Genomic DNA, 11,397 nt, shown 5'->3' with positions numbered 1-11,397 from the left:
CCTGCACTCGGTGGCCAAGGCCCTCGAGCACGTCGGTGCCGGCAAGGTCTTGATCACCAGCGATGCCGACGTGATTCGCGAAGCCGACCGGGTGGTTTTTCCCGGCGTCGGCGCGATTCGCGACTGCATGGCGGAGATCCGTCGCCTGGGCTTCGATTCGCTGGTGCGTGAAGTCAGCCAGGACCGTCCGTTCCTCGGCATTTGTGTCGGCATGCAAGCCTTGCTCGACAGCAGTGAAGAGAACGATGGCGTTGACTGCATCGGCCTGTTTCCGGGCGCGGTGAAGTTCTTCGGCAAAGACCTGCACGAAGACGGCGAACATCTGAAAGTCCCGCACATGGGCTGGAACGAAGTGAAGCAGACGGTCACTCACCCTCTGTGGCACGACATTCCGGACCTGGCGCGTTTCTATTTCGTGCACAGCTACTACATCGCCGCCGGCAACGCGCGGCAGGTGGTGGGCGGCGGTCACTACGGTGTCGATTTCGCTGCGGCGCTGGCCGAAGGCTCGCGGTTTGCCGTGCAGTTCCACCCCGAGAAGAGCCATACCCATGGCCTGCAATTGCTGCAGAACTTCGCGGCGTGGGATGGTCGCTGGTAAATGGCAGCCAAGAAGAAGCCGCCGATCCTGACCCTCACTCCCGAACAGGAGAACGAGGCCAATCACAAGATCAAGCGCTTTATGGAGGATCGCTTCGAACTGGACTTGGGTTCGTTCGAAGCGGCCGAAATCCTTGAGCTGTTTACCCGTGAAATTGCTCCGCACTATTACAACAGGGCGATTTTCGATGTGCAGACGCACCTCAAAGAGAGGTTCGAAAGCATCGAAAGCGACTTGTGGGCGCTCGAGAAAAACTGATTTCCGAGCGAAGCTGAATACTCGAATTTGAAGGTTTGCCAGATGCTGATTATTCCCGCTATCGATCTCAAAGACGRTGCCTGTGTTCGTCTGCGCCAGGGCCGCATGGAAGATTCCACGGTGTTTTCCGATGACCCGGTGAGCATGGCTGCCAAGTGGGTAGAGGGCGGTTGCCGTCGTCTGCATCTGGTCGATCTGAACGGCGCTTTCGAAGGCCAGCCGGTCAATGGCGAAGTAGTTACCGCGATTGCCAAGCGCTACCCGAACCTGCCGATCCAGATCGGCGGCGGTATCCGCTCGCTGGAAACCATCGAGCACTATGTCAAAGCCGGCGTGAGCTACGTGATCATCGGCACCAAAGCCGTGAAAGACCCGGCCTTCGTTGCCGAAGCCTGCCGCGCGTTTCCGGGCAAAGTGATTGTCGGCCTGGACGCCAAGGATGGTTTCGTTGCCACCGATGGCTGGGCTGAAATCAGCACCATTCAGGTGATCGATCTGGCCAAGCAGTTTGAAGCCGACGGCGTGTCCGCGATCGTTTATACCGACATTGCCAAAGACGGCATGATGCAGGGCTGCAACGTACCGTTCACCGCCGCGCTGGCTGCTGCCACGCGCATTCCGGTGATCGCGTCCGGCGGTATTCACAACCTCGGTGACATCAAGTCGCTGCTCGACGCCAAGGCGCCAGGCATCATCGGTGCGATCACCGGCCGGGCGATCTACGAAGGCACCCTCGACGTCGCTGAAGCGCAAGCTTTCTGCGATTCGTACAAAGGCTGAGGACTGACCATGGCGCTGGCCAAACGCATCATCCCTTGCCTGGACGTGGATAACGGCCGGGTCGTTAAAGGTGTGAAGTTCGAGAACATTCGCGATGCCGGTGACCCGGTGGAAATCGCCCGTCGCTATGACGAGCAGGGTGCGGACGAGATTACCTTCCTCGACATCACCGCCAGTGTCGACGGCCGCGACACCACGCTGCATACCGTCGAGCGCATGGCCAGCCAGGTGTTCATCCCGCTGACCGTAGGCGGTGGTGTACGCACCGTGCAGGACATTCGCAACTTGCTGAATGCCGGTGCGGACAAGGTTTCGATCAATACCGCAGCGGTATTCAATCCAGAGTTTGTCGGCGAAGCGGCGCAGCATTTCGGTTCGCAATGCATTGTCGTCGCCATCGATGCCAAGAAGGTTTCACTGCCGGGCGAAACCCCGCGTTGGGAAATCTTCACCCACGGCKGTCGTAAACCTACCGGTCTCGACGCTGTTGAATGGGCGAAGAAAATGGAAGGCCTCGGTGCCGGTGAAATCCTGCTGACCAGCATGGACCAGGACGGCATGAAAAACGGTTTCGACCTCGGTGTGACCCGTGCAATCAGTGATGCGCTGGGGATTCCGGTGATCGCCTCCGGGGGTGTCGGAAACTTGCAGCACTTGGCCGACGGCATCCTTGAAGGCCATGCCAGCGCAGTATTGGCGRCGAGTATATTCCACTTCGGTGAATACACGGTGCAGGAAGCCAAGGCCTACATGGCGCATCGCGGCATCGTGATGCGCTAAACAAACAATACAGGCAAGTGGACATCATGGCGGGCTCAAGGCACTCTTGGGTACGCCATGGATTTCGGTAGCCAGACATGCTCAAACGCCTTCTTCTAGTCCTCGCCAGTGCCGCTCTGTTGTTTATCAGCGGAGCGCATGCCGCCGAAAGCCCCGACACCGACCTGGTGTTGCTGACAGAAAATTTCCCGCCATACAACATGGCAAAGAACGGCAAAAACTTCGCTCAAGACGAGAACATCAATGGCATAGCCGTGGACATTGTCCGTGAGATGTTCAAGCGTGCCGACATCACTTATAGCCTGACGCTGCGTTTCCCTTGGGAGCGAATTTACAAACTCGCCCTGGAAAAGCCCGGTTACGGCGTATTCGTGATGGCGCGTCTGCCTGACCGCGAAAAGCTCTTCAAGTGGGTCGGCCCGCTTGGGCCGGATGACTGGATCATGTTGGCCAAAGCTGACAGCAAGATCACCCTGGAAAAGCTGGATGATGCGCGCAAATACAAAATCGGTGCCTACAAGGGCGATGCGATTGCCGAGACGCTCGCCAAGCAGGGACTGAACCCGATCGTTGTGCTTCGCGATCAGGACAATGCGAAGAAGCTGGTTAACGGCCAGATCGACCTATGGGCGACCGGAGACCCTGCCGGGCGCTATCTGGCGCGCCAGGAAGGGGTGACCGGGCTAATGACCGTATTGCGCTTCAACAGCGCCGAACTGTATCTGGCGCTGAACAAGGAAGTATCCGACGAGACTGTCGCCAAATTGCAGGCTGTGCTGGATCAGATGCGCAAGGACGGAAGGGTCGACGAGATCATGGCGCGGTATCTGTAGCTATTGGCAAGTCTGTCTCCGGTAGAGGTGAAGTCGTAACCTCTCGCTCTGTTTCAGTGGTATCTGCTGCTGTTGCGTCGTCCACCGGCTGTGGGGTGGTGTTAACTTCACGGTCTTTTTCAGGCGGATATTCAGTCAAGTGCAGGCTGTTGCCATCGATGTATTGGGCTTCGATCGACACTTGAGTGTTGTTTTCGCGAAGCAATCTGTAGGTGCTCCGCAACTCATAAGCTGCAACAGCCTTGTTTTTCGGGACGATGGTGACGATCTCTACCGCTGACGGGCCGTTCCATCCACCGGACAGTTCGGTGTGAGTAAATCGCTTATTCAATCTCGCCGAGAACATTGCGGGTTTTCGCGAGGGCCAACAAATGCCATCGATCGCGATTGTGGTGATACGGGAGAACTCCTCCAGGTTGCCGGGGCTCTGTGGCCGGCGCGCGGTCCACTTGTAGATCCGGTTTTCGGCGTTTTCGTTGTTGCCGTAGCCGACGAGTACATATTGATCTGTTCTTTCCAGACGATAGAAAGGTGATGTGCGTAATTGCTCAAGAGGACGCAGGTCGGGGTCTTTTACGGTGAACCAGGGGAGTTTGGCAATTTGAGTGGTCTTCGCCGGTTCTAAAAGCAATGGTTGTCCGTTCTCCGAGAGCTCCGGGGTCGCTGGCGGCGGATTTATTTGTAGAGGGATCTGCATTCGAAATGAATAGGCGGTGACGTGTGTCGCCGGTTTGTTATAGGTGCCGACACCGACAAAGGTGCCTGGTGCGAAGTGGATTTCTCCTGCCACTGCGTCCGGAGGACTGAGACTCCAAGCGCTAAAGCTATGCCTGGCGCCACTGCCTTTGTCGTTCCAGATCAAATCGCTGATGTTTGAAAGGACTACCAGATCTACCCGGACGCAACGAACGGTGTTAAGCAACGGCTTGTCGCAGCCATTGGAGCACAGCTGCCCCAGCGCCACGTAGCCCTCGGGAGGGATCGGGCGCCATATCGAGCAGTCCGCATTGGCTCCCGATCCTGCATCTCTCCATATTTGTTCAAAGTCGGTGGGTGGTCTCAGGGCTGGCCCCTTACTGCTATCGCCGCTCTGCTGTTCACCCTCGCAGACAACCATGACCACTCTTTGATCGTTGATGTTGGCGTGTCCGGTAGCAACGACGTCGCCCAGCGGGAAAAACCCCGGCAGCAAATCAGGCGCAGGGGCCGGACGCCAAAAGGCTGCAGGTTTCGACTCCGAGCCGCTGCTGTCCCAGATGCGGCGGAACTCCGTCGTAAAGTTGATCAGCAGGTTGTCGATTTTTATCGATTCCGTTTGCCTCGCGGCCAGTGTGACGTTGTCATTGGTGCTCATAATCAATCCTGATAGTCGATTGGCGACTCAGAGGAGTCGCGACCTTTACAGGTCTTACTATCCGGAAGCAGGCGAAGGATCTGGCGGTAACTATGTATAGGAGGGTGTGGCGGAGTGTTACCGATAGATGCCGTCTTTGCCATGGCCGACCATGGCGCGGTTGCTGCGCACGCTGATCATCTGCTTGATATCAATCCACTCAATCCCCTGAGCCTTCAGCTTGGGCAGTTCCCGCTCCAGCACCGCCAGCGTCTGCGGATACGGATGTCCGATCATCACCGCTGACCCCTGTTTTCGCGCCAGGCTGATCGCCGTCTGCAATTGCGTGAAAATTGCTGCCTCGGTGCGTTCGTCATCCAGAAACACATCCCGCGAAACACTGGCCAAGCCAATTTTCTGCGCCTGGGCGGCGGCAACGGTTTGTGCGCTGGTTCGGCTGTCGACGAAGATTTTGTGCCGCTGCTGCAAGTCCTCCATCAACCAGGCCATGGCGGCCGGCTGAGCGGTCATTCGGCTGCCCATGTGGTTGTTGATGCCAGCGGTATAGGGCACGACCTTGAAGGCCGCATTCAGGCGTCTTTCCAGCTCTTCGATGGGCAAGTCCGGGTGCCACGCGAACGGTCCCGTGGCCGGGTCCATCGGCATGTGCAGGATGACGATTTTGCCGGCGCGATGGGCTTCGCGAGCGAATTCCGTGGCGTGGGGTGTGTCCGGCATGATCGCCGCGGTCACCGGACCGGGCAGAGCCAGCACGCGGCGATCCCGGGGCAGGTTCTGCCCCAGGTCATCGATGATCAGGCTGAGATAGGCTTTTTGCGGGGCCGTCTCGACGGGCGCTGCGTGAGCAACACCCGTCAGGCAGAGTAGTAAACTCAGGATGAACCGCTGAAGCATCTCAGCGGCCGGACGTGATGTTCAACCCTTTCAGCAGGCTCAAGGCTTGGGCTAACTGGTAATCATCATCCTGCGGCATGGCCTTGGGTTTGGCGCCGGAGCTTGTTGGCTTGTCGGCGCCGCCGTTGCCATTGCCCAGGTGACCCTGCAAATCGGCTTCCTTGAAGTACTCGCTGTCCTGCTCGCTGGTGATCTTGGCCTTGCGCACTTCGATGTCCGGAACGATGCCTTGGGCCTGAATCGAGCGGCCGTTCGGGGTGAAGTACAGCGCAGTAGTGATCTTCAGGGCGCGGTCGTTGTTCAGAGGCAGCACGGTTTGTACCGAGCCTTTGCCGAAACTGGTGGTGCCCATCACCACGGCGCGTTTTTGATCCTGCAAGGCACCGGCGACAATTTCCGAAGCCGAGGCGCTGCCGCCGTTGATCAGCACGACCATTGGCACGGCTTCGCTTTCATCCTTGCCGGTCGCGTTGAAGCGCAACTCGGAGTTGGCGATACGGCCTTTGGTGTAGACGATCAGGCCCTTTTTGATGAAGTGATCGACCACTTCCACCGCAGACTGCAGCACGCCGCCCGGGTTGTTACGCAGGTCGAGGATGATGCCTTTTAGCTTTTTGCCGTTTTCCTTGCGCAGCTTGGCCAGGGCTTGGGAGACTTCTTCGCCGGTCTTGACCTGGAACTGAGTGATGCGGATGTAGCCGTAGCCGTTCTCCAGCAACTGCGCCTTCACGCTCTTCACCTGGATGATGGCGCGGGTCAGGGTTACGTCGAAAGGTGTACCGCCATCGCGCACCAAGGTCAGGGTGATTTTCTGGCCGATCTTGCCGCGCATCTTGTCTACGGCTTCGGTCATGGTCTGGCCGCGAGTCGGTGCGCCGTTGATTTTGACGATGAAGTCGCCGGCCTGGATGCCAGCCTTGGAGGCCGGGGTGTCATCGATGGGCGAAACCACTTTGATGAAGCCGTCTTCAGCGCCAACTTCGATACCCAGGCCACCGAATTCACCGCTGGTGCTTTCCTGCAACTCGGCGAAGTCTTCCGGGCCCAGGTAGGCGGAGTGCGGATCGAGGTTGCTGAGCATGCCCTTGATGGCGTTTTCCAGCAGGGTCTTGTCATCTACGGGTTCGACATAGGCAGCCTTGATCCGGTCCATGACCTCGGCAAAGGTGCGCAACTCTTCCAGAGGCAACGGTGCCTTGGTCGTCGCGGCAGTGCCCGCAGGCGCGACTGCCGCCGCTGGTTGAGCGGCGAACGCCAGAGGCGCGCCGATCACCAGGGCGATCGTCAGGGCCAGCGAGGTAAGGCGGGACAAATACAGCATGTCGAACGAACTCCTGAATTAGGTAGCGTGCTTATCCTTGCACACGGCACCATTGCGCCGGATCACTCGGGTGACCCTGCTGCCGAATAGCGAAATACAGCGCTGGTGTGTCCTGCCCGCCACTGTTGCCGACAGTGGAGATGGACTCACCGGCTTTTACTACGTCACCCGCAGACTTGAGCAACGTCTGGTTGTGACCATAAAGACTCAGAAAACCGTTGCCGTGGTCGAGAATCACCAGCAGCCCGGCACCACGCAACCAATCGGCAAACACCACCCGGCCGCCATGCACGGCATGTACCTGGCTGCCGGCGGAAGCGCTGATCATCACGCCGTCCCACTTGGTACGGGTATCGTCGCCACGGGATTCGCCAAAGCGTGCCAGCAGTCGACCATCAACTGGCCAGGGAAGTTTTCCCCGGGTTGACGCAAAAGGGCCGCCAAAAGTTTCGCCTGAGCTTGAAACCAGCGCGCCAGGGGTCGATTTAACCGGTTTACGTGGGGCGTCGGTGGTTTCTGCATCTGCTGCAGCCTGAGCCTCACGTAAACGCTTTTTTTCGGCTTCCTGCTGGGCGATCAGCGCTTTTTGCCGCGCTTCTTCTGCCTCACGGGCCTGGCGAGCCAAGGTTTCTTCAATGGTTTTAAGGACTTTAGACAGGTCTGCCTGATCCTGCTCGCGGGAGGCCAGTTTCTGGTCGCGAGCCTTTACGTCGTCGTTGAGCTTGGCCAGGACTTGCTGGCGCTCCTTGCGGACTTTTTCGAGTTCGTCGCGCTGGCTGTCGAGGCTGCTCTTTTGCACCAGCAATTGCGCCTGCTGCTTGTCGATGTCTTTTTCGACATTGGCCAGTTGGCGCAGGGTTTCATTGAAATTCTTCAGCTGCTCCAGACGGGCCTGGCTCAGGTAGTCGTAGTAGGTGAGGGTGCGGGCGAACTGTTCCGGGTTCTGCTGGTTCAGCAGCAGCTTCAGGTACTCCTGACGGCCGTTTTGATAGGCCGCGCGGGCCTGGATGGCGATCAGTCGTTGCTGTTCAATGCGCGCGCTCTGGAGTTTTTTTTTCTCGGCATCGAGTCGCTGCAGCTCGGTTTCGCTCTTATTCAGCTCTTTTTGCAGGGCGTCGACCTGCTTCTCGAGCTTGCCCATTTCAGTCTCGGTGCCTTTGAGCTCTTTTTGCACACCGGATTTTTCTTCCTGCAGCTTGCCCAGCAGTTTTTTCAACTCGGCAATGTCCTGACGCGTGGCGTCCAACTGTTGTCGGGTTTGCTCGCGCTCGTCAGCGAAGGCCGGTTGGAGCAGGCAAGTCAGTGCAAGGGCTATCAGGACGCGGAGCATAGAGGCAGGCGACACCAGGGAAAGGGACGGCCTAGTATGCCCGCCAAGCGTGGCAAAAAAAATGCCCAATTGGGACTGTGTGATAACTGGACAAAAAAACACCACAAACCAATGTGGGAGCGAGCCTGTGTGGCGAGGAGGCTTGCCCCCGTTGGGCCGCGAAGCGGCCCCAAAATCTGCATTCGCGGTGTATATCCAGGTACACCGCATGCAAGGGTTTTCCGACTGCTTCGCAGCCGCACGTGGGCAAGCCCCCTCGCCACAACGGCTCCCACAGGGTTTTGGCGGTGTTGGAGGGCGCGGATTACACCAGAATCGATGTCCCGGTCATTTCCGCCGGTTTTTCCAGGCCCATCAACATCAGCATGGTCGGCGCCACATCCGCCAGTACGCCGCCTTCACGGACCTTGAGGTCACGCTTGCCGACATAAATGAACGGCACTGGCTCGGTCGTATGAGCGGTGTGCGCCTGGCCGGTGGATTCATCAGCCATCTGTTCGACGTTGCCGTGGTCGGCAGTGATCAGTGCTTCGCCGCCGACTTTTTCCAGGGCTTCGACGATGCGACCGACACACAGGTCCAGGCATTCAACGGCTTTCACCGCCGCTTCGAACACGCCGCTGTGGCCGACCATGTCGCCGTTGGCGTAGTTGACCACGATCACGTCGTAGCGCTGGTTATCGATGGCATCGACGATGCGATCGGTGACTTCCGGAGCGCTCATTTCCGGCTGCAAGTCATAGGTAGCGACTTTTGGCGACGGGATCAGGATGCGTTCTTCGCCCGGGAACGGTTCTTCACGACCGCCGGAGAAGAAGAAGGTCACATGGGCATATTTTTCGGTTTCGGCAATGCGCAGTTGAGTCTTGCCGTTTTTCGCCAGGTAATCGCCCAGCACGTTTTCCAGGCTGCCGGCGGCGAACGCCGAAGGTGCAGGAATGCTGGCGGCGTATTGGGTCAGCATGACGAAACCAGCCAGCTTCGGCTGGCGCGCGCGTTCGAATTCATTGAAGCCGTCTTCGACGAACACGCGAGTCAGTTCGCGGGCGCGGTCGGCGCGGAAGTTCATGAACACCACGGCGTCGCCGTCTTCGACCTTGACCGGCTCGCCGATGGAGGTGGCTTTGACGAATTCGTCGCTCTCGCCACGCTCGTAAGCGGCTTGCAAGCCTTCCTGGGCGGTGTCGGCGTTGAATTCGCCTTGGCCATCGACAATCAGGTTGTAGGCCTGGGACACGCGGTCCCAGCGGTTGTCGCGGTCCATGGCAAAATAACGGCCGATAATGCTGGCGATACGGCCTTTGCCCAGCGCCTGGAAGCTGGCGTCGAGCAATTCGATGGACGACTGTGCGCTTTTCGGCGGCGTGTCACGGCCGTCGAGGAAGGCGTGCAGATAGATTTTTTCCGCGCCGCGTTTGAACGCCAGCTCAGCCATGGCGATCAGGTGGTCCTGGTGGCTGTGAACACCACCGTCGGACAGCAGGCCCATGAAATGCACGGCTTTGCCAGCGGCAACGGCTTTGTCTACAGCGGCGCAGATGGTCGGGTTCTCGAAGAACTCGCCGTCGCGGATCGACTTGGTCACGCGGGTGAAGTCCTGATACACCACGCGACCGGCACCGAGGTTCATGTGGCCGACTTCAGAATTGCCCATCTGCCCATCCGGCAGGCCGACGTCCATGCCGCTGCCCGAGATCAGGCCGTTCGGCACGGTGGCCCACAGACGGTCCAGTACGGGCTTCTTCGCCGCATAAATGGCGTTGGATTCGGGGCTCTCACTGTGACCGAAGCCATCGAGAATAATCAGGACCAAAGGTTTAGGCGTGGTAGTCATGGATTCCACTCGTGGCTGAGGTTAAAAGAGGGCGATTAAAAAGGGAGTGGCAGTTTAAAGCGAAGTTCCGGCCACGTCACCGCCGGACGGGGTTTGGCCCACCATAGTGGCTGTGTATACTGGCCGACATTTTAACGCCCTGGAACCTCCTTCGATGGTTGCTCACCTGATTGAATTTGCCACTAACCACTACATTCTTGTCGGTATCTTCGTCGTACTGCTGGCGGCACTGATTGCCTATCAAATGCAAGGCGGCGGCCGTAGCCTGAGTACCGGTGAACTGACCGGGCTGGTCAACAAGGACGCAGGCGTGGTGATCGATATCCGTTCGACCAAGGATTTCGCCGCCGGTCACATTGTTGGCGCGTTGAACATTCCTCACGACAAACTGACCGCTCGCGTCGGCGAACTGGAAAAGCACAAGGCCAAGACCATCATCCTGGTCGACGCCTTGGGCCAGACCGCCGGTACGCATGCGCGCGAACTGATGAAATCCGGCTTCACCGCCGCCAAGCTCTCCGGTGGTATTTCCAGCTGGAAGGGCGACAACCTGCCGCTGGTGAAGTGATATGAGCAACGTCGTCGTCTATTCCAGCGATTACTGCCCTTACTGTTCGCGAGCCAAATACCTGCTCGAAAACAAAGGCGTGGCCTTCGAAGAGATCAAGGTCGATGGCAAGCCGCAGGTGCGTGCCGCCATGGCTCAGAAAGCCGGACGTACGTCCGTGCCGCAGATCTGGATCGGCAGCACCCACGTGGGTGGTTGTGATGATTTGTTTGCTCTTGAGCGCGCCGGTAAGCTGGACGCAATGCTCAAGGCCTGAATGCCTTCCCTATAAGACCCCAAGATCAGAAAGGATCTGACATGACTGACCAACAGAACACAGCAGCTAGCGAAGAAGAAACCGCACCGCAATTCTCCTTGCAGCGCATCTACGTACGTGACTTGTCCTTCGAAGCCCCAAAAAGCCCGGCGATTTTCCGCCAGCAGTGGGAGCCGAGCGTCGGTCTGGATCTGAACACCCGTCAAAAGGCCCTGGAAGGCGACTTCCACGAAGTCGTGCTGACCTTGTCCGTGACCGTGAAGAACGGTGACGAAGTGGCGTTCATCGCTGAAGTGCAGCAGGCCGGGATCTTTCTGATCAAGAACCTGGACGACGCTTCGATGAGCCACACCCTCGGCGCGTTCTGCCCGAACATCCTGTTCCCGTACGCTCGCGAAACCCTGGACAGCCTGGTCACCCGCGGCTCGTTCCCGGCCCTGATGCTGGCACCAGTGAACTTCGACGCGCTGTACGCACAAGAGCTGCAACGCATGCAGGCGGCTGGCGAGACTCCGACCGTTCAGTAAGCAGTCCTGAGCGTCGAAGCAAGTCCAATGTGGGAGCGGGCTTGCTCGCGAAAGCGGTGTA

At 58.5% G+C, this 11,397-nt stretch carries 13 protein-coding genes; 8 read left to right on the top strand and 5 right to left on the bottom strand.

What is annotated here, in order from left to right; genetic code table 11:
- The first annotated feature begins 1 nt into the window (after nucleotide 1).
- The 5 genes from hisH to AC1DRJ_RS12320 all read left to right on the top strand — a co-directional run bounded on the left by hisH (nucleotide 2) and on the right by AC1DRJ_RS12320 (nucleotide 3,252).
- Nucleotides 2-601: an imidazole glycerol phosphate synthase subunit HisH gene (gene hisH, locus AC1DRJ_RS12340; RefSeq protein ID WP_477802392.1), complete on the top strand. Its 600-nt coding sequence runs from the start codon at nucleotides 2-4 to the stop codon at nucleotides 599-601.
- Nucleotides 602-859, top strand: a complete 258-nt coding sequence (locus tag AC1DRJ_RS12335; RefSeq protein WP_046045558.1) for a DUF2164 domain-containing protein — start codon at nucleotides 602-604, stop codon at nucleotides 857-859. It abuts the gene before it with no gap.
- 42 nt (nucleotides 860-901) lie between these two features.
- Nucleotides 902-1,639 (top strand): 1-(5-phosphoribosyl)-5-[(5-phosphoribosylamino)methylideneamino]imidazole-4-carboxamide isomerase, encoded by a 738-nt coding sequence (hisA, locus tag AC1DRJ_RS12330; RefSeq protein WP_477802391.1) that lies wholly within the window; start codon nucleotides 902-904, stop codon nucleotides 1,637-1,639.
- Nucleotides 1,640-1,648: 9 nt separating this feature from the next.
- Nucleotides 1,649-2,419, top strand: a complete 771-nt coding sequence (gene hisF, locus AC1DRJ_RS12325; RefSeq protein ID WP_477802390.1) for an imidazole glycerol phosphate synthase subunit HisF — start codon at nucleotides 1,649-1,651, stop codon at nucleotides 2,417-2,419.
- Between the two features lie 77 nt (nucleotides 2,420-2,496).
- Nucleotides 2,497-3,252, top strand: coding sequence for a substrate-binding periplasmic protein (locus AC1DRJ_RS12320; protein ID WP_477802389.1), 756 nt, complete (start codon nucleotides 2,497-2,499; stop codon nucleotides 3,250-3,252).
- On the opposite strand, the gene AC1DRJ_RS12315 is transcribed toward AC1DRJ_RS12320, so the two are convergent.
- From AC1DRJ_RS12315 to gpmI, 5 genes are all read right to left on the bottom strand, one after another.
- The gene (locus tag AC1DRJ_RS12315) at nucleotides 3,233-4,606 is read right to left on the bottom strand and encodes a Vps62-related protein (RefSeq protein ID WP_477802388.1); all 1,374 of its coding nucleotides are present in this window, start codon (nucleotides 4,604-4,606) and stop codon (nucleotides 3,233-3,235) included. The two genes, AC1DRJ_RS12320 and AC1DRJ_RS12315, sit on opposite strands and share 20 nt — an antisense overlap.
- Nucleotides 4,607-4,723: 117 nt before the next feature.
- Nucleotides 4,724-5,500: a divergent polysaccharide deacetylase family protein gene (locus AC1DRJ_RS12310; protein ID WP_477802387.1), complete on the bottom strand. Its 777-nt coding sequence runs from the start codon at nucleotides 5,498-5,500 to the stop codon at nucleotides 4,724-4,726.
- A 1-nt stretch (nucleotide 5,501) separates the two neighbouring features.
- Nucleotides 5,502-6,821 (bottom strand): S41 family peptidase, encoded by a 1,320-nt coding sequence (locus tag AC1DRJ_RS12305; protein ID WP_477802386.1) that lies wholly within the window; start codon nucleotides 6,819-6,821, stop codon nucleotides 5,502-5,504.
- Between the two features lie 31 nt (nucleotides 6,822-6,852).
- Complete coding sequence (locus AC1DRJ_RS12300) at nucleotides 6,853-8,151, bottom strand: murein hydrolase activator EnvC family protein (protein WP_477802385.1); 1,299 nt, start codon at nucleotides 8,149-8,151, stop codon at nucleotides 6,853-6,855.
- A gap of 304 nt (nucleotides 8,152-8,455) precedes the next feature.
- A complete protein-coding gene (gene gpmI / locus AC1DRJ_RS12295) occupies nucleotides 8,456-9,985 on the bottom strand; it encodes a 2,3-bisphosphoglycerate-independent phosphoglycerate mutase (protein WP_477802384.1) in 1,530 nt (509 codons plus the stop codon).
- A gap of 154 nt (nucleotides 9,986-10,139) precedes the next feature.
- Between gpmI and AC1DRJ_RS12290 the strand changes: the two genes are divergently transcribed.
- From AC1DRJ_RS12290 to secB, 3 genes are read left to right on the top strand one after another with little or no spacing between them, the layout of a single operon-like run.
- Nucleotides 10,140-10,553 (top strand): rhodanese-like domain-containing protein, encoded by a 414-nt coding sequence (locus AC1DRJ_RS12290; protein WP_477802383.1) that lies wholly within the window; start codon nucleotides 10,140-10,142, stop codon nucleotides 10,551-10,553.
- Nucleotide 10,554: 1 nt separating this feature from the next.
- A complete protein-coding gene (gene grxC / locus AC1DRJ_RS12285; protein ID WP_008149430.1) occupies nucleotides 10,555-10,809 on the top strand; it encodes a glutaredoxin 3 in 255 nt (84 codons plus the stop codon).
- Nucleotides 10,810-10,850: 41 nt separating this feature from the next.
- Nucleotides 10,851-11,336: a protein-export chaperone SecB gene (gene secB / locus AC1DRJ_RS12280; RefSeq protein WP_007949026.1), complete on the top strand. Its 486-nt coding sequence runs from the start codon at nucleotides 10,851-10,853 to the stop codon at nucleotides 11,334-11,336.
- The last annotated feature ends 61 nt before the right edge of the window (nucleotides 11,337-11,397 follow it).

The sequence above is a fragment of the Pseudomonas sp. P5_B2 genome (assembly GCF_056400445.1).
Note: the sequence above shows the minus strand (reverse complement) of the source record. Positions and strands in the feature narration are given on the sequence as shown.